A 19,749-nucleotide genomic window follows, 5' to 3' on the forward strand; every position below is an offset into this window, starting at 1 on the left:
GATGCCCAAAGCAACTCAAGGATGAATCATGAACAGGACGCTCTGTAGCGCGTTGAGCCTTTCGATTATCGCGTCATCCATCACCGGGTGCGCCGCAAAACCTGTGACGGAACCGCTGAAAGTACCGCAGGTTTATGGCTATACCTTGAATAAGCGGCTTTCCAGCGATGAGTTCAAGGCGCTTTCAGCCACCGGAGGCAAGACGGGTAAGGGCTCCGATGTGTACAAGCGCGTCGATGAGCAAGGCGATGTCTATGAGGTGTTCCTCGATCGCAGCTTTCACCCGGATTATATTCAGAAGCAGAGTCGGGCTTTTGTCAGTCAGCCCGAATGTGTGGCTGAGTTTGAGGTACAAGTCGCCCAGTTGAAGCAACTCCTTGCCAGTCACAACATAGCGACTCGCGGACTAGGGCCAGAAAGCCGTACGCTCGTGCCGGGTGATCGTTATGTCAGCGTGGACGCGATGGAGTGCAGAGTGGGTCGGTATGATCAATCCGAAACCTATCGTTATTCCCTGAGCCTGTCCGAGCAGATCATCGCCCCTGCGTCGAAACGAGGCCTGGGCGATGAGATCCATGATGCCTACGGGGCCGCCTGGATGACTGTGTTCGTGGTTGCCCTGCTGCCGCTTGTGCTGGTTGGTTTGGTAGTTGATAAGGCTACCGATTGAGTTTCGTCGGTTTAGGGAAACAGTAGGCAGGTCAACTCACCATTCCATGCGTAGGAATCGGATGACGAGGAAACAGTCAGCAGACTCCCAAACGGCAACTGCGGCTGATTGTCGAGAGATCGACTCAGCCTCCGGGGCAGGCAGCCAGAGGCCAACCGACGCGCGCTGCGCGCAGGAGGCTGGCCTTGACGACCAAGCGGTGAAATGGGGCAATAACGACGATGTAGGCCCGGCCTAGGCGGTTGTGGCACTGGACCACGGTTGAAAAAACGAGTTGGCGACTGCCTTCTGACACTGCCTCTTCAGAACATAGGATCGATATCCGGAAGTCGAGGTGTTTGTCGTCCTCTCCCAACACGATTTCAGTCTGGTTCGTGCTGTAGACCTTGAAGGGTCCAATCCGATTAGCAAGTGATGCTAAATGTCTGGCTGTCTTGAGACCAAAACAGGCAACGACAGCGTCTCGGACGTTCGTGAGCCATCCGATCCAGGATGGCTGGTGGGAAAAGATGAATCGAGCTAGCAAATCTGGATTGCCAGAGGTGCCCGTGGGGAGCCGAATCGCATAAGCGTCCGCTAGGTTAATCGACTTGTGAAGGTGGGTGACGCCAGACCTCGAGGGGACTGGCACGGACGTAATGAGCTCAAATTCTCGGCGCATCGGGGGAGTCTCTCCTGAGTTCTAACGACTGATTAGACGACATGCATGTCGCGCTGGTCGCGATGGTTTGTCATATAACGCTCCTTGTCGCCTTGCCGGATACTGCGTCCGATCAAGGCATCATAGAGCGCTTGCTGCCCAGTTGGCAGCACGGGGAGTAACGTCGCACGGCGCTTGTCGACATCGAACAAGGTTTCCACCAACCATCCCACCAGATAGAGCGCCGAAAGGCATCCACCAGCGGTTGCAACGTTCCCCTGGCATACAAGAGGTTGGTCCACGGGCTCAAGTCCCAGCGCTTGCAAGCTCGATCGTGCATCCGGGTGTGTAGTCGCTTGGCCGCTGAGCAGCCCAAGCCGTTCCAGAATGAAAGCGCCGGCGCATATGGAGCCGATTCGCTGGCGTCCGGCGTCAAGTTCAAACGACGGCAGGAAATCCGGGGCGGCAAGTGCAGCGGGTACTCCTTCCTTGCCGCTGACGAACAATACCGCGTCGGCACTGTTGGCCTCGGAAAGCGGACCGTGCACCGAAACAGGCAGGCCGTGCGCTGATCGCACGATAGGACTGGAACCCAATATTCGGACGTGCCAGTCTTCTGTGTTGCGGCCTAAGATGTCCCACATCAGGAATAGGTCGATATCAGTGAATTGGTCGAAAGCAACCAGAACGATTTTCTTCAAGGCGAGCTCCATGAAAAGTGCTGGCGTGCAAAACGCAACGCCCATCTTTGCTGGTGTTCGCAGCGTATCAATCGGTTGCGCACCATACACAGTCTGTATGGCGCCAAATATGGAGCGAAATAACGGGTGAGAACACTGACTCGTAACCATTGGATCGCGGCGGGTTTTGAGGCCCTCGACCAAATAGGGCATATGGGCGTTTCGGCCGAGAGTCTATCGCGCCGATTGAATGTGACCCGCGGATCGTTCTATCACCATTTCCGCAATCGCGAAGACTTTGTCCGCACCTTGCTGGCCGCTTGGGAAGAAGACTACACGGAGCGCATGCTCGCTTATGCGGCGCAGGGTCGTAGTGCGGGTGAAATCTTGAAACGCTACTTGAGCATTGCCGCTGAGAAACAACCCGGGCGGGAAGTGTCCATCCGAGCCTGGTCGTTGCACGATCCATTGGTAGGCGAGTTTCAGCAGCGTGTTGACACAAGACGACTGGACTTCGCAGTACGGACGTGTCGCCGCTTGGTCCATATGCCAGGCCAAGCAGAAGTGATGGGTCAGGTAGCCCATCTGTGCCTGATTGGTGGTCAACAGGCAGGGCTGCGGCATGATGCCGCTCGCTTCAATAGTTTCCTGCATCGAGCCTTTTCACTTTTCGAAGGGACTCTTCCTCCGTGGCGGGCCTAAGTCCTGAGCTAAATTAATGAAAAGGAGACTCCCACTAGCCGGTCCCTTTTCCATTCGTTCGCAACCCAATCCATGCGGAGGAACCGGATGACGACGAAACAGTCAGCAGATTCCAAGCCAGCAACTGCGGCTGATATCGAGAGATCGATCCTGGCCCTCAATAAAATGGCTGAGCGTCTTTGGGGGGATGGTCGTGAAGCTGAAGCAAAAGCGCTTCTAGACGCCTTGGATGCACTAAACCGTGCGCTCGATCGCATCAGGATCGGGGAGAGCCGCAGGGTACTTCATTGAAACGAGCTTGCTACCTAAGATAAGGATGTCTCATGTACAAAATAGCAATGACGTTTTTAGCGGCAGCCACACTGGCTGGCTGCGCCTATCAGAAATCCCAATACGTTCTCGACGTCGAAAATGCACCCATTCCAACCGAACCGGCAGCAATGGCCACTGAGTGCGCGCGCATTTACAGTGAGATCGACCGAAACAACCAAGCCATGACTCGCAGCTACCAAGACGGCAGCTTCACCATGAAAGCTCAGCACGAAAAAGACGCGCGTAACGAGGCGCTATCTATCAGGCGGTTCAAGATTGGTTGCCCTCAACGATGATTCCCGGATGGGGCCTGCTGTCCCCGGTTTCCCGCGCTGTCTAATCCACTCTTCAGGCAGGTGAATGATTAGTCGCATGCCCAGGCTGCGCATGAAGATCAATGCCTAGCGCATGAATGACCTTGAGTACGGTATCGAATCTCGGTTTTGATCCGGGGGCGAACGCCTTGTACAAGCTTTCTCGTCCCATGCCGGAGTCTTTAGCGATCTGCGCCATGCCTCGGGCCTTGGCCACATAGCCGATCGCTCGGAGAAACTCCTCGCTATCACCATCAGCCAACACCTGAGAAAGGTATTCACTGATCGCTTCGTCGCTATCGAGTAGTGCCGCCATGTCGAATGTCGTCAAGTGTTGGCTCATGCTCAAATCTCCTTTGCCAATTTCTTCGCTCGCCGGATATCAGCACTCTGTGAAGACTTGTCACCACCAGCCAATAGCACGATGACCACTCCACCGCGCATGGTGAAATAGACCCGGTAGCCAGCGCCTACATCCACACGCAATTCTGAAATACCATCACCGACAGGTTTCACATCGCCCAGGTTACCTGCTGCGGCGCGATCAATGCGGCGGGCGATAGCGATTTTTGCTCGCAGATCACGAACCGATGAATGCCAGGCAGTGAACGTCTGCGTTTGCTGGATGAGATAATTCATGGGTGGACCGTATCCAGTTGGATACTGGAAGTCAAGATGCTGATGCTGGTCATCCCTCAGTATTCTCCATCCGGCGTGGGGGGGAGAAAATGGGAACAGATCACGATCTGATGATGAGTGAACTCAAAACCGTGGTCTGTCCCCAGTCTGTTCCCCAGTCTGTTCTCTTCCCGTGCGCCGCGAGGTGCACTGACGCAAATTCCTACACGATCCTCGGAAACCAACGCATTGCAGCATCAAGGTGCGCAAGCTTATCGTCCCGCTATCGCCTCGATGGCGATTCGGGTTTGGCGACTCGATTGAATGAAGTACTCCTTTTCATCGAATTGAGGTACGACCCATGACCCGATACATGCCCATCACCGGGATCGACTTCACCCCCGCAACCCTGCTCATCGACACCGAAGCCCCCCTGGACGTCCTGTTCGAAACCGCCGATTACCGTATCCGCACCGTCACCCAAGTCTTGGAAAATATCGCATTTCGGTCGGATATCAGCTCAGACACGGTGGTGCTGACTGACTTTTGTAAATTACTGACGACGTCACTGCGCGACGGGTGTGATGTCATGGATGTGATTGGGAGACGGTTGCGGGCGCAGGCAGCGGAGTAACGAAGACGGGCGACTATAAGTCGCCCGCTTCGTAAGGTTTGAGGCAAGCGAAGACAGACCACGATATGAGACGGCCAGCTCAGACGCCTTCTGTTTTTAAGATGGTTGGATGGCAATATAGCGGCCTTGCGTGTTGCCAGATCGATTAGGACTTATATGAAAAAAGTAGTTTTGGCACTCTCGCTGGTCACATTGGCAGCCTGCATGCCTTATCAATCAGTGACCTCGACAGATCCAAACTGGATGCGTCTTGGTGGATATGAGCCTGAAGGCTATCCAAGGACGTTTGTTGAAAACCTGAGCGGCAATTGCTCTCAGGTTACCGAGTCATGGTCTGAGGGGAGAATCAATGGTCGTATCCTATGGACCAAGCACCAGTCTCGAACGCCTGTTGCCTGTCCGTAGGCGCCTGTATAGGGACTGATATCCCGCTATCATATGAGTGCGCCGTTTAAGCGAGCTCAAACCGGCTCGTTGGAGAAATTCACGAGCCTCTTCTACCTGATACTTCTTGGCTTCCTTTCCTGGGTGCGAATTCCACGGTCATTTCCCATTCAGCCGTTACTCTGTCCCAGCACCCACTCACTAAACGCCCGAACCGCCGCTTGCCGCTCCCGCCCCGGCACGCACACCACCGTATATTTCGCACCCGCCAGACGAACCTCAGGGCGATAGCCCATCAATTCCCCACGCGCGACCGTCCCAGCAACCAGCACATTGCTGGCCAGCACCAACCCATGTCCGGCAATCGCCGCCTGCAGTGCATGCTGCTCCTCGTCATAACGCCTGAAGCGCGCATTATCCAGCCAGCTTAAGGTGCCTGCCTCAGCGCACCAGGCAGGCCAGTCAACCGCGACATTCGCGCTACTTAGCCACGGCACATCGATCAGTTCCACGGACGAGCCCGGTGCGGGCGGTTGCCAGTCGGGCCGGCAATAAACCCCAAAGTACTCGTCCAGCAACGGTTGCTCGAACAGCTGTGGGTCGGGTGCGAAGAGGGCGCGGATCGCCAGGTCGACGCTTGCATCGCGCCGCAGGTCTACCACGTCGTTGCTGCTGTGCAGACTGATGTCGATCTCCGGGTGCAACCGATGAAAGTCCCCGAGCCGCGGTATCAGCCACAGGCTGGCGAACGCCGGCGTGGTGCTCACGACCAAGGACTGCGCAGTGCACGGAGGCGACAGTGTCTGCAGGCCGTGCTGGATATCCAGCAGGGCACGGTGCAGTTGTGGGTGAAGGCGCTCGCCGTCGGCGCTCAGGCGCACGTTTTGGCTGGAGCGCTCGAACAGTCGCACGCCAAGGAAGGCTTCAAGGCTTCTGACCTGGTGGGAGATCGCCGCCGGGCTGACATTCAGTTCCAGGGCCGCTGCCTTGAAGCTGCCTAGCCGTGCGGCAGACTCGAAGCCACGCAAGGCGGTGAGGGGCAGTTTGGCGAACATGGGCGGGTAGGTTACTCAGGTTGAGCGTGGCTCAATTTAGCTCAATTGTGCGCGGGGGCTCAACTTGCCAGGCTGTGGTCTTCCAAGCCGACTCAGGAGTCCATCGATGCAAGGCACGCCGCGCAAAATCCTCCAGGCCGTACTCTACGAAGCCGGCGGCGTTCTGTTTGTGGCGCCGGCGCTGGCGCTGACCTACGGCCAGGGCATGGGCTATTCAACCCTGTTGTCGCTGGTGATTTCTGCCGTCGCGCTGGCTTGGAACATGCTTTTTAACGGCTTGTTCGAGTGGTGGGAGCGCCGCCAGCCTAACCGTCATCGCAACTGGCAACGACGGCTGCTCCATTCCTTGGGATTTGAAGGCGGCTTGACGTTGATTCTTACCCCCGTGATTGGGGCGTGGCTAAGCATTAGCCTGTGGCTGGCACTGATGACGAACCTGGGGTTGTTCGTGTTTTTCTTCTTTTACTCGCTGGTTTTTCAATGGGTGTTTGATCGTGTGTTTGATGTTCCACTTTCGGCGCAGCCCGTTCAGGGCTCCGTCTCCAATGCCCCGTAACTGAATCGCCAACGCAAGCCCTACGGAGAACCGTAGGGCGAGTGCATCATTTTTTCAGTTGTTTGCGAACATCCGCGACCATCGGCCCAACAGCTTTCACCGCGGCCTTGAGTGCTTCTTCAGTCACCCCGAATTCTTTTGCCCAGTACTTCAGCTCCCAAGCTTCGGTGGTGCTGATGCGGTTCCTGTCCTGCGGCCCGCGGTTGCTCAGGTCATCTGCCATTATCGAGTTCCCTGTGTAAGGCCTGGTATCGCCAGGTGACGGGTTCCATCCTCATGGGGCTGCGGTGCTGTTCACTTGAGGCGTGCCTGGATCGTTGTGCTCGCCGTTCATCCACTGCTCAGCACTAGTAATGCGCCGTTGCCTCTTATGTTTAAGCGCGGGTGTCCCGCGCACTTAGAAAGGAGAGCCAACATGGACATTGACGAAAATGCTCCCGGAAACAAATCCCAGCAGGATGTAACGCGCGGCACGGATAACGAAACAGGCCATGATCCAACAAAGGATGGCCCTGAAGTTCCACTGCCCCCGGACGATGAGGCCCCTGTCGAGGAGGATATGTCTGATGTGGATGCCGCCGATTCGGTGACGAAAGAGTATCCCGATCCTCGATAATCATTTCCCTGCGTGAGGGATGTGATGGGCGTGACGGGTAAGCGAGCTCAGGCTGCGCACTGAATGGAAGCGGGCGACTTATGTCGCCCGTTTCACTGGGCTTGGGGTAGAGTGCGAATCGCTCTTCCTCTTTCCCGCATCTATGAGTGACTGCATGAAATTGTTCTTTGGCGTGTCAGCCGTTGCCCTGTTGGCGGGGTGTTCGACGCTCTCCGAAACCTTCGATGATCGCCCCCGCTGTGGACCCCATCCGTATTGCGGAGCTTCCACCGATATTGAGGTGATCAAGGCCGCAACGGATGAAAACGCCGGAATATTTCGCGCCCTAGTACCGCTGGCGGTGATTGACTTGCCGTTCAGCTTGGTCGCTGACACGCTATTCCTACCGTATACCGCGTTTGCTAAAGAGCCTGATCGGAACTAGTTGAACCGGCCGGAAACGTTGGGCTTCGGTGGTCTAGGGGCTGGGCTGTCTCAAATTTCAACGACTCAGAAACAACGAGCCCGCACACTCATCTTAATGAGGTGCGGGCTCTTGGTTACCCTAGCCGGCAATCAGAAGCGCATGCCTTGGAAAGGGTTCCAGCTTTGCTCGCCTTTTACCTCTTTCAGGTAGTACGAGTAGTTGGCCATAAGCGCATAAGTCATGGAGAACGCAACGCTCAGGCCTGTGCTCAACGGCCTTGGAAAGTCCATGCCCACGATCGCGAAAATCACACTGAGCACGATATTGATCGCCACCATGATGCCGATCAGGGCCAGGTTTTTCTTCCACAGACCCAGGACGAACAAGTAAATAGGGCCGAAAAAAAACGCAATCACGTTGGCGTTAATGAGCAGCTTTTTCTTGAAGCCAGGCAGCGCCTTGAGGGCCGGCTTGAATCGTGGGTCGCTTGGCGCACCGTAAGTGTCGAAGAAGTTAAAGCGTTCCTGCCACTTGGCGCTGTATTTGCCGGTGGTCTGGGTTTGTTCAGTGGTGCTCATTTTTAAGGCTCCTGGTGTTCCATGAGGTGATTTTTTCTTCCGAGATGTCCTGCGCTTCGGTCTTTCTCAATCTTGGCGCGCGGATTCTATTGGTTTCTCGATCGGTTGAACCAAGTAAATTGTCCGAAGCGTTTGGTCTGCCCGCTTTATAAGTGTTTGCGCGAAGAAATACCGCACTGGCTGCTTAAGTGTCCCCCTGATCTGTGACGTGCATCACTGTATGAAGGATCTGGAACCTGCGTCCAAGATGGGGTTACTGAGTCCCTATCGCTCTAAGGCTGCCAGGTAATCAATAGCCTTCCGATACTTTTCAAGTCGATCCAGGTCTTTCTGGCTTGGGTTTTCTATGCGTGACAAGTCGCTGTTTTCCGCGAGATCGGCCAGCTTTACTCGACGCGCCAGAGGATTGCGGGCAGCACGTTCGATGAAGGCTTGGTAAGTTTCGCCTTCATGCTTGGTGAGAGATTCGATGGCGACGAGGATCGCTTCGCTAAAGCCCTCTTCGCGCAGGTCAGCGACGGTCACACAGGTGTCTTCGATCACGTCATGCAAGACCGCGACGATTCGCTCTTCGCGATGGGCCAAGCGCAGCATGACGTTCAAGGGATGCAGAATGTAAGGCGCGCCACCTTTATCCGTTTGCCCCTCGTGAGCCAGAGCGGCAATCGATATAGCCCTTTCAAGCGTGCTCATGACGCAGCACTCGTTTCTGTTTTCATCCGCATTCCAATCCTTATGCCCGGACTTATTGTCCGGTGGCATCTTAGCGGATGTCCTGGTCACTGGCTTGTGCGACAGAAAGGGGCTGCCGGCTCAGTATCGAGCTGCCGGCAAGTGTTTCTCCACGATGCATCCGCGGCGACGATCGCGTGGGCGACACATCGGATTTTCAGGTCAACCCTTCAGGCGCAATGCAAAGGGGATTGCGTATCGATCCTCGGTATATCGGCCGACTATGACAATGGCATTGTCGGGTTGTACTGCCAGCCGAGAGTCAAGAAGCTCGTCCTTCATTCGAAGTTTTATCCAGCCATTGTGGCTGCCGAAACTGTCATCCGAAGCGCCATTGGGCAAGCAGCGTCCAACTATCAAGTATTCCCGGTCCAATCCGCAGCTACCGCAGGCAACGATACGTCCGTCCGGTTGAATGACCCCGAAATGCCAGCTGGATTTTTCCGGTATGGTTTTCAGGATCGGCTCGCCGTGGTTGAAGTTCAGATCGTATTTGCCATTCTTCTCGATACCGACCAGCATTGCGTGATATTGAAATCTGGTCATGGCAGAGTTACCGGAACCGATACCTAGAAGCCTCAAGCTATCCCGTTCTGCGATAGCATTTATGTTGCCCTTCACTGGGTATTCTTTATCGAACACAAATCCGTTCGAACCAAAACTCAAATCGAGCAGCCCGTTCGGCTGCACGCGCACCCAAGCCATGTGATTCCTCCCATTGATCTGTATATAGCCTGCCAGATAAATATGGCTGTCCGTTACCAGCAAGCCTCTTGCGTTCAGATGAATATTCTGCGGGCGGCGGGGATGCTCGATTATACTCACGCCTTTATTGCCAAAGGTCTGCACTAAGTCGCCGCTATCGTTCAGGCATATAAGCAGCGTTACGCCTTTACCTTTTTTTAGAGCAAATCCGGCAACGTAGGTAAGGCCATGGTGCAAATACAACGAAAGCAGGCCAGTATCGAGATACACTGACGTGCTTTGGTCGTCGACTGAATCAGTCCGGACCATCGTCATGTCTTCGAATTCTTCATGAGTGGGTACCACATGACCATTGACGCCATATGAAAGATCCAACTTGCCATCTGGCATGTAACGGGCGAGTGCGACACCGAAGCGGGAGGAAGACGTTAATCCTGTGACTCCCACCACCAAGATCTTTCCCTCTGGCAATTCAGAAACCTGTTCTGCAAGGCTGTACGCGCCGGGAATGAATGAATCGATGACAGGCTCACCGCTATTAAAGTTCTGATCAGGAGTGCCGTCAGAGTTGAACGCTGAAATAAGGTATTGGCTATTGATGGCGAGAGTCGTGCCGCCCACGATATAAAGTGTGCCGCTGGAGCCGATTGCGACATCGTTGGCAGACCTTCCTTGAAGCAATAGTATTTCACCGTTATTGAAACTCGGGTCAAACTCGCCCGCTAATGATGCTGGTACGTTCGAAGTGTTGTTGTTCATGTCTACATCCTCCATATGGGATATAGAGTCATTTAACTGCCAAGGAGGAGGCATGACTACTGTCAGGACTGACAGGTCGACCCCGTGACTGGCGGCTCGTCTTCCCGACAGCCAGGTCGTCGGCTGGGCCAGTGCGGTAGTGGCATTGCATCAGTTGAGTCAGTGAGTGACCGTCACAGTGAGGATCTGAATCGGGATAAGAGTTGATACCCCCGGCAGCGCTAAATAAACTGCGGGCTTCAATCAAGGAGTTGTCGAATGTCTTTAGTAAGGATCGCTAGCCTGTCCCTCTTGCCGAGCGCTTCCGGATTTATCGGTAGCGTGCCAATCAGGCCGTTGAAACCCGTAAAAGCTACGCGGCGCAGTAGTTCGGCTACCTGATCGTTCATGACTAAAAGTCCTGCCGAAAGTGTCGAGCCCCCATGCCAGGCCGCATACTGTCTTTTTTTTACAGCGGCCACTCAGAAGAGGCGATGTTTTGTCGAACGTTGAAACGCATCTGCACGACCTAACGCGGCACCATATTTATGACGGTTTCAGACAGTTGGTCCCCATCTCTCTGTTCGTCATCGTGTTCGGCGTCGCCTTCGGCCTGGCTGCTGCACAAACAGGTTTGAGTGATACCTCCGCCGTCCTCATGAGTACGCTGGTCTTTGCCGGTGCTTCTCAATTTGCCGCGCTGGATCTGTGGGGACAGCAAGTCCCCATTGTTCCGCTGATGATCACGGTCTTCGCCATCAACGCCCGACACCTGTTGATGGGCGCAACGCTTTACCCGTGGCTGCGGGAGTTATCCGTTGCCAAACGCTACGGAGTGATGCTGGTGGTCTCCGATGCCAACTGGGCGATGGCGATGCAGGCGTTCAGTCAAGGCAAGCCGGGGCTCGGGATTTTATTCGGGGGCGGCCTTGCACTCTGGATCACCTGGATCCTGGGCAGTTGGCTGGGTCTTCATTTTGGCAGTGCCATTGAGAACCCGGTCAGTTTCGGGCTCGACATGGTGATGGGGTGTTTCTTGTTGGCGATGGTCGTTGGCGGGAAGAAAAACCCGCGCATGTTCATTATCTGGACGGTGGCTGCCTGCTCCTCGCTGTTGGCTTACTGGTACTTGCCGGCTAACAGTCATGTGGTGGTTGGCGCTTTGGCGGGAGGGATTCTGGGCGCGTGGTGGATGGAGAAAGAACAATGAACATCGAAACGGCGGGTTATGGCACGTTGATCGTCATATTGATCATGGCCGCAGTGACGTTAGCGACTCGGTGGGGCGGTGTTTTCGTGATGTCGTTCGTGCCGATCAACTATCGGGTGCAGCAATTCATCACGGCCATGTCCGGCTCGGTGTTAGTGGCGGTTCTGGCACCGCTGGCGGTGAAGGGTGATAACGGCGCGCGGATGGCTCTGCTGGCCACGGCAATCGTCATGTTGATAGTGAAAAAGCCCTTGCCTGCGATTGCGGCCGGCATACTTGCAGCCGCTTTAACCCGGCAACTGTGAAACGCAGATGATCTCGAGTCGCCCGCTCATCAGCGGGCGATGAGTTCCAATCAATGCCCAGGTCAATAATTCAGTGCAGCGGCCTCTCCGAATGAGTGCTCCTGTACACCCGCCAGAAAGTGCAGCGGCATCTCCTGTTTCGCCTCGATGGGCGAAATGTCAAAGCTCCCCACGACCTGACCATGAAGCGCACTCAGCCGTATCGACTCTTCTTCCTTTGCCTTTGCCATTCTCGCGTGGTTCGCTGCGATTTCGTTGAGAGTTGACACGGTACATCTCCGTTTGCTGACCAAGCATTGATTAATTTGCCGCCGCGTCAGAATTACGTCGTTCTTGGCTGCTAAGACAGGCCAGTGCAAACCCTAAGCCAGACATGACCGCCTATTGAGCCCAACACTTAACAGGCGACGAATGGCGGGCTTGCTGCCCATAACCGCCCAGGCAGACGCTCAGCAACATCGGCAACACGACAACCATGCCTCAACAATAAGTCACTGATAATACAAACCAACACATCCGGATTCGTTGGTTTATGGCGGGATGTGATGGGGACGCTGATCAGTCAGCATCTACGCCATAGGCCTCTGGCACGGGTGTCGTGTTTCTGTATGCCGCCATCACCCCGACGCCAATCAGGCCAGTGGCGAGCGCGAGTAGCAGGATCACCTGCTGTGTTCCAACAGGCGCCGCCAGCACCGCGACCAGCAGGCCCGCGAGCGGTTGCGAAAGGTTATTGAGTAGCGTGATCACGCCCACGGTCTTGCCAAAATCCTGGGGTGGAATGACTTGCTGGCGGAGGGTGCGGAAGTAGACGTTGAACATCTTGTCGAACCCGACGATCAGTAGAAAACCAACGACATATCCCCCGATGTTCGAGCTTAACGCGGTGATCAAGGCGCCAGCGGTAATCAGCGTGTAGGACACGATTCCCAGGACTTTCAAGGGCATGCTCACCCGCGCCAGGAAAAACAGGATGATGATGGTGGTGAGCGCCCCGGCTGCCTGCAACCCGGCGTAATAGTCCTTACTGGCGCTGTATTGGCCAATCACCATGGCGGCCGAGGTGGCGAGGGTGACGCCAATAATCAAGTTGACGCCCACCGCCAGGCCGATGATTTTTTTCAGCTCTGTAAGGCGCAGGATATGGCCGAAGGCAATGCGCAGCGGGTTCAGCCAGACATCGTGATGTTGCTCGAAGGTTTCCAGCGTGACCGAGCTGGTGCGTTGCCAATATCTCATGGCCAGGTCCGCCAGCAGGAACAGCCCGGCAATCGCCAACACGACCCAGTGCCACGCCCACACCTCGAGCATCAGCGCGGCGATCAGCGGACCCAGTACCAACCCGGTCTGGTCGGCAATTTGCGAGTAGGACAGGGTCTCGGTGTAGGTGTAGTGCTTGAAGATGTAGGGCATCACCACTTCGCGGGCCATGATGCCTTGGGTGGTGAGTACGCCGCACAGGGCCGAGACGATGACGATCCAATAGAGACCGCCAAAGACTCCGTAGAGCAGGACCGCCACGCCACAGGCCACGGCGCGATAGACCTGGCTGATGTGCAGGAGACGAATGGGCGCAAACTTGTCGCACAACGCTCCGCAGATCGGAAACGATAGATAACGTGGCAAGGATTCGACGAAGAAGGCCAGGCCCGCCCAGGACACGCTGTTGGTGCTCTGGAAAACAATCAGCGGGACGATGAACAGCAAAATCTGGTCGGCCAGCCGGGAGAGGAACATCGAGGTGAAAAAAGCCAGGTAATCCTTGCGCATGAAGCTCCTTGATTGCGGTGCTCAGGTGTTATCGGGTGCCGGCAAGCGACGCCAGCGTGATATGGAACTAATATCACCGTTAGTCTCTATATCTTTACAGGGGACATCCCTTTTTTGAGAGAACTGCCATGTTCAAATCTCGCTCGCTGATTGCTGCAGTTACCTGCTTCGCCCTGGCGGCGGGCCCTGGCATTGTTGTCGCGGACCCGGGCAACGGCAAGGGCAATGCTCAATTCGATCAAGGTCCGGGTCACGGACAAGGAGGCAAGGGCGGGCAGGGCAACAAGGGTGGTGGGCAAGGCAATCCCGGCAATAAGGGAAACCAGGGCGGCAACGGCTATTCCTCCGGTGGTGGCGGTGGTGGCGGTGGTGGCGATTGGCATAACGGCCCCAGCATCGACCGCGGCGGTATTCTCGGCCTGCTTGGCGGCCATCGTGATTATTGGAGTCCTGGTCCTGCATTACCGCCGGGTATCCAGAAGAATCTCGCCCGGGGCAAGCCGTTGCCTCCAGGCATCGCCAAGAAGTTGGACGGGCGCCTGCTGGGGCGGTTGCCGCACTATGACGGCTATGAATGGCGCCAGGCGGGCACCGATTTGATTCTGGTAGCGATCGCCAGCGGCATCATCTATGAAGTGCTGAACGGCGCGTTTGATTAACCCGGTGTTCTAACGAAATGGCGGCCTCTTCGGAGTAACGCCAGTCAGTTAAGCGAAACGCCTGTGGGAGCGAGAGCTGTGTGTCATTCAACATTAATGTTGTCTGACCCGACGCCTTCGCGAGCAAGCTCGCTCCCACAGTTTCATATCAGTTTTCGAGTTGCCGCAGGCGTTTGTACAAGGTATTGCGGCTGACCCCCAGCCGTCGCGCCAGGTGCGATATGTTGCCGCCCACCGCCTGCAACTGGCGGTTCAGATCCTCGACATCGTTCAGGTCCACCGTCAGCGGTTCGGGCGTTTCCACGGGGTCCATTTCCAGGTCGACAAAGAAGTCGTCGGGCAGGTGCTCCGGGCGGATCGGCTGTTCCTCGGCCATCGCCAGGGCCACTTGCAGCACGCTGCTGACCTGCCGCAGGTTGCCCGGCCACGGATGGCGTTCGAACAGGTCCAGCACCTCACGGCTCAGGCCGGCCCATTGGGTCGGTTCGCGATGGTGTTCCCAGAGGCGTTTGAACAGGGCCTGTTTGTCGCTGCGTTCGCGCAGCGGTGGCAGTTCCAGGGTCAGGCCGCCGATGCGGTAGTACAGGTCTTCGCGAAACCGCCCCAGTTGCACCTGTTCGCGCAGCGAGCGGTTAGTGGCGGAAATGATGCGGATGTCCACCGGGAACAGCTCGGCGCTGCCCACCGGTTGCACGCAACGCTCCTGCAAGACCCGCAGCAGCCGGGCCTGGGTCGGCAGGGGCATGTCGCCGATCTCATCGAGGAACAGCGTGCCGCGGTCGGCCTTGCGGATCAGGCCGATGCTGCCCTTCTGATTGGCGCCGGTGAAGGCGCCTTTTTCGTAACCGAACAACTCCGACTCCACCAGCTCGGCGGGGATCGCCGCGCAGTTGACCGCAATGAACGGCTGCTTGCAGCGGGAACTGGCCTGGTGCAGGGCTTTGACGAACACTTCCTTGCCGACACCGGTCTCGCCGTGGATCAGCAGCGGAATGTCCTTTTCCAGCAAACGCTCGGCCTGGCGCACGGCTTTTTCCACCCGGCTGTCACCGAAGTGCAGGGTGTTGAGACTGATGGTGGAGGCGTTGCCAGGCACTGGCGACGGCGCGGGTTCGGTGAAGACGCGAGCCTTGATCGACACTTGGTTCGGGCGCCGGAGCAAGCACTGGAAACGGTTGCTGCCGGACGCTTGCAGGGCGAATGGCAGGCCGTCGGGTTGGTTCAGCAATTCCAGCAGCGAAACCTTGAACAGGCTTTCGATGCTGACCCGCGACAGGCTCAGGCCCAGCAGGTTGTCGGCCCGGCGATTGGCGGAAAGTACCTGGCCGCTCTCATCGAAGATCAGCAGCCCAGCCCATTGGCTGTCGAGGTTGTTCAATCCGGTGTTGAAGGTCAGCTGGAAGTGTTCACCGCGAAACAGATTGAGGATCAGCCGGTTCTCCACGGTCTGGCTCATCATCTTGACCATGCCCAGAGTGTGGGAGGGCGGCAGGTAGCTGTCGCTGGAAACATCCAGCACCGCGATGACCTTGCGCTCGGCGTCGAAGATCGGCGCGGCGGAGCCGGTCATGAAGCGGTTGGCCTTGAGAAAATGCTCATCATGTTCAATGTGCACCGCCTGTTCACAGGCCAGTGCGGTGCCGATGGCGTTGGTGCCGCTGCAGCGCTCCATCCAGCTCGCCCCGGCGCTGAACCCATGGGCCAGTTTCGGCTCGATGAAGCGCTGGGTTCCCCAGGAGGTCAGCACCTGGCCCTGATTGTCGGCCAGCATGATCAGGCAATTGGAGTTGCTCAGGATGTTCTCGTAATAAGGCAGGACTTCCTGGTGGGTGGTCTGCACCAGCGAATGCTGGCTCTCCAAGAGCTGGGCGATGCCTTCGGCGGGCAGTTGATCGAAGGCGGGCACGCTCTGATGGCTCAGGCCAAAGGCGCGGCAACGGGACCAGGAAGCCTGGATGATAGCGTCGTGGGACAAGGCGGGGGCAGGTGCGGCCATGGGGCACTCTCGCAGGAGCTGTTTTTATTGTTGTGGGCAGTCTCGCACAGACTCCTTGTGCTGGGGCAGATCCAGGCACTACTTAATATGCACAGACCCTGTGGGAGCGAGCTTGCTCGCGATAGCGGTGGATCAGTCACATTGATTCAGCTGACCCACCGCTATCGCGAGCAAGCTCGCTCCTACGGGTCCTATTCAGTGTTGTTCAAAATTGTTCATTGTCAACCCGAGAATTGTTCAGTTGTTCAGCTATCGTTGTTCACTTGTGTTCATCAACGAATGTATTTTTCTGAAGGATCTGATGAAAATTCAATCGGATCAATGGCTTGTAATTTCTGGCACGGCTTTCGCTTTTAGGTTCGGGTCGCTTGACTCCAAATAATAAAAAGGCCGAGCCATGTCATTACAGCTTGAGCACATCTGTCGCACCGTCGAAGGCCAGACCTGGATCGACGATGCCAATCTGAGTTTCGAACCCGGATCCTTCAACGTCCTGCTGGGTCGCACGCTGTCCGGCAAGACCAGCCTCATGCGGCTGATGGCCGGACTGGACAAGCCCGACAGCGGTCGCATCCTGATGAACGGCGTCGACGTCACCAAGCGCCCGGTGCGCCTGCGCAACGTGTCGATGGTCTATCAGCAGTTCATCAACTACCCGACCATGACCGTTTTCGAAAACATCGCCTCGCCGCTGCGCCAGGCCGGTGTCTCCGATGAGGTGATCCAGAGCAAGGTACTGGAAACCGCGAGGATGTTGCGGATCGAGAAATTCCTGCAGCGCCATCCGCTGGAGTTGTCCGGCGGCCAGCAGCAGCGCACGGCAATGGCCCGGGCGCTGGTCAAGGACGCTGAACTGATTCTGTTCGACGAGCCGCTGGTGAACCTGGACTACAAGCTGCGTGAGGAACTTCGCCAGGAAATGCGCGAACTGTTCCAGGCCCGCCACACCATCGCCGTCTACGCCACCACCGAGCCCAACGAAGCGTTGGCCTTGGGCGGCACGACTACGATTCTGCACGAAGGTCGGATCATCCAGAGCGGCAAGTCGTCTTCGGTGTATCACCAGCCGCAGACCGTGCTGGCCGCCGAGCTGTTCTCCGAGCCGCCCATCAACCTCATGCCGGGACGCATTGCTGGCAATGAGGTGAGCTTCGCCAATTTCGTGCACTTCCCGCTGAATGTCGACCTGCGTCCGGTGGGCGAGGGTGAGTTCCGTTTCGGCGTGCGTCCCAGCCATATCTCCCTGGTACCGAGCAACGACGACGACCTCGAACTGGCGGTGACCGTCGAGGTGGCCGAGATCAGCGGTTCGGAGACGTTCCTGCATGTGCGCAACGAGCATTTCCTGTTGGTGCTGCACTTGCCCGGGGTGCACGAGTACGACGTGGACGCGCCGATCCGAATCTACATCCCGACCCACAAACTGTTTGTCTTCGATGCCCAGGGCAAGTTGGTCCAAGCCCCCGGCCAGCGTATTGCGAGGGTTGCCTGATGGCTGAAATTCGTTTGCAGAACCTCGCCCACAGCTACACCAGCACCCCGGCGGGCCCAGAAGACTACGCGATCCGTGAGATGAACCACATCTGGGAGCAGGGCGGCGCGTACGCGTTGCTCGGGCCTTCGGGCTGCGGCAAATCCACCTTGCTCAACATCATTTCCGGACTGCTCAGCCCCTCCGAAGGGCAGGTGATGTTCGACAGCAAAGTCGTCAACGACCTGACCCCGGAGCGGCGCAACATTGCCCAGGTGTTCCAGTTCCCGGTGGTGTACGACACCATGACGGTGTTCGACAACCTGGCGTTCCCGCTGCGCAACCAAGGCATGGCCGAGGCCAAAATTCACACCAAGGTGCAGGAAATCGCCGAGGTCCTCGACCTGCAGAGCTTGCTGGACAAAAAGGCCCGCAACCTCACCGCCGATGAAAAACAGAAAGTCTCCATGGGCCGTGGCCTGGTGCGCGACGACGTCTCGGCGATCCTGTTCGACGAGCCGCTGACGGTGATCGACCCGCACCTGAAGTGGAAGCTGCGGCGCAAGCTCAAGCAGATCCACGAGCAGTTCAACATCACCATGGTCTACGTCACCCACGACCAGTTGGAAGCCTCCACCTTCGCCGACAAAATCGCGGTGATGTATGGCGGCCAGATCGTACAGTTCGGCACCCCTCGGGACTTGTTCGAGCGCCCGAGCCACACCTTCGTCGGTTATTTCATCGGCAGCCCGGGCATGAACCTGATCGAGGTCACGGCGCAACCCGGTGGCGTCGGCTTCGCGTCGACCCACTTGCCCCTGTCAGCCACCCTGCAACAGCGCATCGCCGAGGCTGAAGGCAAAAGCCTGAAGGTCGGTATTCGCCCCGAATTCGTGCATGTCTGGGACGGGCCTTACGACGATGCGATGCGAGCCGACGTCGTCCACGTCGAAGACCTGGGCACCTACAAGATCCTGACCCTCAACCTCGACGGCGCGCCGCTGAAGGTGCGCCTGGCCGAAGACAAACCGGTGCCGGAAGGCACTGCGTACATCAGTTTTCCGGCCCAGTGGCTGATGGTTTATGCCGATGAATACTTGCTGGAACCGTTGAGCGAGGTACAGCCATGAATAAGGTGCAGAACAACAAGGCCTGGTGGCTGGTGTTGCCGGTGTTCCTGCTGGTGGCCTTCAGCGCCGTGATCCCGATGATGACCGTGGTCAACTATTCGGTGCAGGACATCTTCGACCAGTCCAGCCGCTACTTCGTCGGCGCCGACTGGTACAAGCAGGTGCTGCTCGATCCACGCTTGCACGATTCTCTGTTGCGCCAGTTCATCTACTCGGCGTGCGTGCTGCTGATCGAGATTCCCCTGGGCATCGCCATCGCCCTGACCATGCCGACCAAGGGCAAGTGGTCGTCCCTGGTGTTGATCATCCTGGCGATTCCGTTGCTGATTCCATGGAACGTGGTGGGCACCATCTGGCAGATCTTCGGCCGCGCCGACATTGGCTTGCTGGGCTCGACCCTCAACAGCCTGGGCATCAACTACAACTATGCGGCCAACACCATGGACGCCTGGGTCACCGTGCTGGTGATGGACGTCTGGCACTGGACTTCATTGGTGGCGCTGCTGTGCTACTCCGGGCTGCGGGCGATTCCGGATGTGTACTACCAGGCCGCGCGAATCGACCGGGCCTCCAGCTGGGCGGTGTTCCGGCACATCCAGTTGCCGAAGATGAAGAGCGTGCTGCTGATCGCCGTGATGCTGCGCTTCATGGACAGTTTCATGATCTACACCGAGCCCTTCGTGCTCACCGGCGGCGGCCCGGGGAACGCCACGACGTTCCTGAGTCAGACCCTGACGCAGATGGCCATCGGTCAATTCGATCTGGGCCCGGCGGCGGCGTTTTCCCTGGTGTACTTCCTGATCATTCTGTTGGTGTCGTGGCTGTTCTACACGGCCATGACTCACTCCGACGCCAACCGTTGAGGGCC

Annotated in this window: 27 protein-coding genes; 14 read left to right on the top strand and 13 right to left on the bottom strand. The window is 57.1% G+C overall.

The window, feature by feature from the left end; translation table 11 throughout:
- Positions 1-28 precede the first annotated feature (28 nt).
- Positions 29-670, top strand: coding sequence for a hypothetical protein (locus tag CD58_RS09805; RefSeq protein ID WP_025212835.1), 642 nt, complete (start codon positions 29-31; stop codon positions 668-670).
- Positions 671-794: 124 nt separating this feature from the next.
- Here the strand turns inward: CD58_RS09805 and CD58_RS09810 are convergent, their stop codons facing one another.
- Positions 795-1,331 (bottom strand): DUF2867 domain-containing protein, encoded by a 537-nt coding sequence (locus CD58_RS09810; RefSeq protein ID WP_025212836.1) that lies wholly within the window; start codon positions 1,329-1,331, stop codon positions 795-797.
- 32 nt (positions 1,332-1,363) lie between these two features.
- On the bottom strand, positions 1,364-2,011 hold the full coding sequence (locus CD58_RS09815) for a DJ-1/PfpI family protein (RefSeq protein WP_025212837.1): 648 nt from the start codon (positions 2,009-2,011) through the stop codon (positions 1,364-1,366).
- A 126-nt stretch (positions 2,012-2,137) separates the two neighbouring features.
- On the opposite strand from CD58_RS09815, the gene CD58_RS31660 reads away from it, so the two are divergent.
- From CD58_RS31660 to CD58_RS09830, 3 genes are all read left to right on the top strand, one after another.
- Positions 2,138-2,692, top strand: coding sequence for a TetR/AcrR family transcriptional regulator (locus CD58_RS31660; RefSeq protein ID WP_080712529.1), 555 nt, complete (start codon positions 2,138-2,140; stop codon positions 2,690-2,692).
- An 87-nt stretch (positions 2,693-2,779) separates the two neighbouring features.
- Entirely contained in the window at positions 2,780-2,983 is a 204-nt protein-coding gene (locus CD58_RS09825) for a hypothetical protein (RefSeq protein WP_025212839.1), read from the top strand.
- 32 nt (positions 2,984-3,015) lie between these two features.
- On the top strand, positions 3,016-3,300 hold the full coding sequence (locus CD58_RS09830; protein ID WP_025212840.1) for a hypothetical protein: 285 nt from the start codon (positions 3,016-3,018) through the stop codon (positions 3,298-3,300).
- Positions 3,301-3,352: 52 nt separating this feature from the next.
- Here the strand turns inward: CD58_RS09830 and CD58_RS09835 are convergent, their stop codons facing one another.
- Both CD58_RS09835 and CD58_RS09840 read right to left on the bottom strand, forming a co-directional pair.
- Positions 3,353-3,661, bottom strand: coding sequence for an addiction module antidote protein (locus CD58_RS09835; RefSeq protein WP_025212841.1), 309 nt, complete (start codon positions 3,659-3,661; stop codon positions 3,353-3,355).
- 2 nt (positions 3,662-3,663) lie between these two features.
- Entirely contained in the window at positions 3,664-3,957 is a 294-nt protein-coding gene (locus tag CD58_RS09840; protein ID WP_025212842.1) for a type II toxin-antitoxin system RelE/ParE family toxin, read from the bottom strand.
- A 340-nt stretch (positions 3,958-4,297) separates the two neighbouring features.
- Between CD58_RS09840 and CD58_RS09845 the strand changes: the two genes are divergently transcribed.
- Complete coding sequence (locus CD58_RS09845) at positions 4,298-4,570, top strand: hypothetical protein (protein ID WP_025212843.1); 273 nt, start codon at positions 4,298-4,300, stop codon at positions 4,568-4,570.
- A 554-nt stretch (positions 4,571-5,124) separates the two neighbouring features.
- Here the strand turns inward: CD58_RS09845 and CD58_RS09850 are convergent.
- Positions 5,125-6,009, bottom strand: a complete 885-nt coding sequence (locus CD58_RS09850; protein WP_025212844.1) for a LysR substrate-binding domain-containing protein — start codon at positions 6,007-6,009, stop codon at positions 5,125-5,127.
- A gap of 106 nt (positions 6,010-6,115) precedes the next feature.
- Between CD58_RS09850 and CD58_RS09855 the strand changes: the two genes are divergently transcribed.
- The gene (locus tag CD58_RS09855; RefSeq protein WP_025212845.1) at positions 6,116-6,565 is read left to right on the top strand and encodes a PACE efflux transporter; all 450 of its coding nucleotides are present in this window, start codon (positions 6,116-6,118) and stop codon (positions 6,563-6,565) included.
- Between the two features lie 46 nt (positions 6,566-6,611).
- On the opposite strand, the gene CD58_RS29165 is transcribed toward CD58_RS09855, so the two are convergent.
- Positions 6,612-6,788 (bottom strand): DUF3606 domain-containing protein, encoded by a 177-nt coding sequence (locus tag CD58_RS29165; protein WP_080712531.1) that lies wholly within the window; start codon positions 6,786-6,788, stop codon positions 6,612-6,614.
- A 192-nt stretch (positions 6,789-6,980) separates the two neighbouring features.
- On the opposite strand from CD58_RS29165, the gene CD58_RS09860 reads away from it, so the two are divergent.
- Both CD58_RS09860 and CD58_RS09865 read left to right on the top strand, forming a co-directional pair.
- Positions 6,981-7,181, top strand: a complete 201-nt coding sequence (locus tag CD58_RS09860) for a hypothetical protein (RefSeq protein WP_025212846.1) — start codon at positions 6,981-6,983, stop codon at positions 7,179-7,181.
- Positions 7,182-7,335: 154 nt separating this feature from the next.
- A complete protein-coding gene (locus tag CD58_RS09865) occupies positions 7,336-7,605 on the top strand; it encodes a YceK/YidQ family lipoprotein (RefSeq protein ID WP_025212847.1) in 270 nt (89 codons plus the stop codon).
- A 131-nt stretch (positions 7,606-7,736) separates the two neighbouring features.
- On the opposite strand, the gene CD58_RS09870 is transcribed toward CD58_RS09865, so the two are convergent.
- From CD58_RS09870 to CD58_RS31115, 4 genes are all read right to left on the bottom strand, one after another.
- The gene (locus CD58_RS09870) at positions 7,737-8,165 is read right to left on the bottom strand and encodes a DUF2628 domain-containing protein (protein ID WP_025212848.1); all 429 of its coding nucleotides are present in this window, start codon (positions 8,163-8,165) and stop codon (positions 7,737-7,739) included.
- Positions 8,166-8,429: 264 nt separating this feature from the next.
- On the bottom strand, positions 8,430-8,858 hold the full coding sequence (locus tag CD58_RS09875) for an HD domain-containing protein (protein ID WP_025212849.1): 429 nt from the start codon (positions 8,856-8,858) through the stop codon (positions 8,430-8,432).
- Positions 8,859-9,059: 201 nt separating this feature from the next.
- Entirely contained in the window at positions 9,060-10,361 is a 1,302-nt protein-coding gene (locus tag CD58_RS09880; RefSeq protein ID WP_025212850.1) for a delta-60 repeat domain-containing protein, read from the bottom strand.
- A gap of 239 nt (positions 10,362-10,600) precedes the next feature.
- Positions 10,601-10,750, bottom strand: coding sequence for a hypothetical protein (locus CD58_RS31115; RefSeq protein ID WP_158482153.1), 150 nt, complete (start codon positions 10,748-10,750; stop codon positions 10,601-10,603).
- 89 nt (positions 10,751-10,839) lie between these two features.
- Between CD58_RS31115 and CD58_RS09885 the strand changes: the two genes are divergently transcribed.
- Entirely contained in the window at positions 10,840-11,550 is a 711-nt protein-coding gene (locus tag CD58_RS09885; RefSeq protein ID WP_025212851.1) for an AzlC family ABC transporter permease, read from the top strand.
- Positions 11,547-11,855, top strand: coding sequence for an AzlD family protein (locus CD58_RS09890; protein WP_025212852.1), 309 nt, complete (start codon positions 11,547-11,549; stop codon positions 11,853-11,855). Before CD58_RS09885 ends, CD58_RS09890 begins: the two co-directional genes overlap by 4 nt.
- 62 nt (positions 11,856-11,917) lie before the next feature.
- Here CD58_RS09890 and CD58_RS09895 read toward each other — a convergent pair whose 3' ends face one another.
- Together CD58_RS09895 and CD58_RS09900 are read right to left on the bottom strand one after the other, a co-directional pair.
- Positions 11,918-12,124, bottom strand: coding sequence for a hypothetical protein (locus CD58_RS09895; protein WP_025212853.1), 207 nt, complete (start codon positions 12,122-12,124; stop codon positions 11,918-11,920).
- 289 nt (positions 12,125-12,413) lie between these two features.
- A complete protein-coding gene (locus CD58_RS09900; RefSeq protein ID WP_025212854.1) occupies positions 12,414-13,625 on the bottom strand; it encodes an MFS transporter in 1,212 nt (403 codons plus the stop codon).
- Between the two features lie 128 nt (positions 13,626-13,753).
- On the opposite strand from CD58_RS09900, the gene CD58_RS09905 reads away from it, so the two are divergent.
- Positions 13,754-14,284: an anti-virulence regulator CigR family protein gene (locus CD58_RS09905; protein ID WP_025212855.1), complete on the top strand. Its 531-nt coding sequence runs from the start codon at positions 13,754-13,756 to the stop codon at positions 14,282-14,284.
- A 148-nt stretch (positions 14,285-14,432) separates the two neighbouring features.
- Here CD58_RS09905 and CD58_RS09910 read toward each other — a convergent pair whose 3' ends face one another.
- A complete protein-coding gene (locus CD58_RS09910) occupies positions 14,433-16,280 on the bottom strand; it encodes a sigma-54-dependent Fis family transcriptional regulator (protein WP_025212856.1) in 1,848 nt (615 codons plus the stop codon).
- Between the two features lie 397 nt (positions 16,281-16,677).
- Here CD58_RS09910 and CD58_RS09915 point away from each other — a divergent pair, with 397 nt between their 5' ends.
- From CD58_RS09915 to CD58_RS09925, 3 genes are read left to right on the top strand one after another with little or no spacing between them, the layout of a single operon-like run.
- Positions 16,678-17,772 carry an ABC transporter ATP-binding protein gene (locus tag CD58_RS09915; protein ID WP_025212857.1) on the top strand — a complete coding sequence of 365 codons (1,095 nt, stop codon included), beginning with the start codon at positions 16,678-16,680 and terminating at the stop codon, positions 17,770-17,772.
- Positions 17,772-18,881 carry an ABC transporter ATP-binding protein gene (locus tag CD58_RS09920; RefSeq protein WP_025212858.1) on the top strand — a complete coding sequence of 370 codons (1,110 nt, stop codon included), beginning with the start codon at positions 17,772-17,774 and terminating at the stop codon, positions 18,879-18,881. Before CD58_RS09915 ends, CD58_RS09920 begins: the two co-directional genes overlap by 1 nt.
- Positions 18,878-19,744, top strand: coding sequence for a carbohydrate ABC transporter permease (locus tag CD58_RS09925; protein ID WP_025212859.1), 867 nt, complete (start codon positions 18,878-18,880; stop codon positions 19,742-19,744). Before CD58_RS09920 ends, CD58_RS09925 begins: the two co-directional genes overlap by 4 nt.
- Positions 19,745-19,749: the final 5 nt, after the last annotated feature.

The sequence above is a fragment of the Pseudomonas brassicacearum genome, from assembly GCF_000585995.1.
GTDB classification, from domain to species: domain Bacteria; phylum Pseudomonadota; class Gammaproteobacteria; order Pseudomonadales; family Pseudomonadaceae; genus Aquipseudomonas; species Aquipseudomonas brassicacearum_A.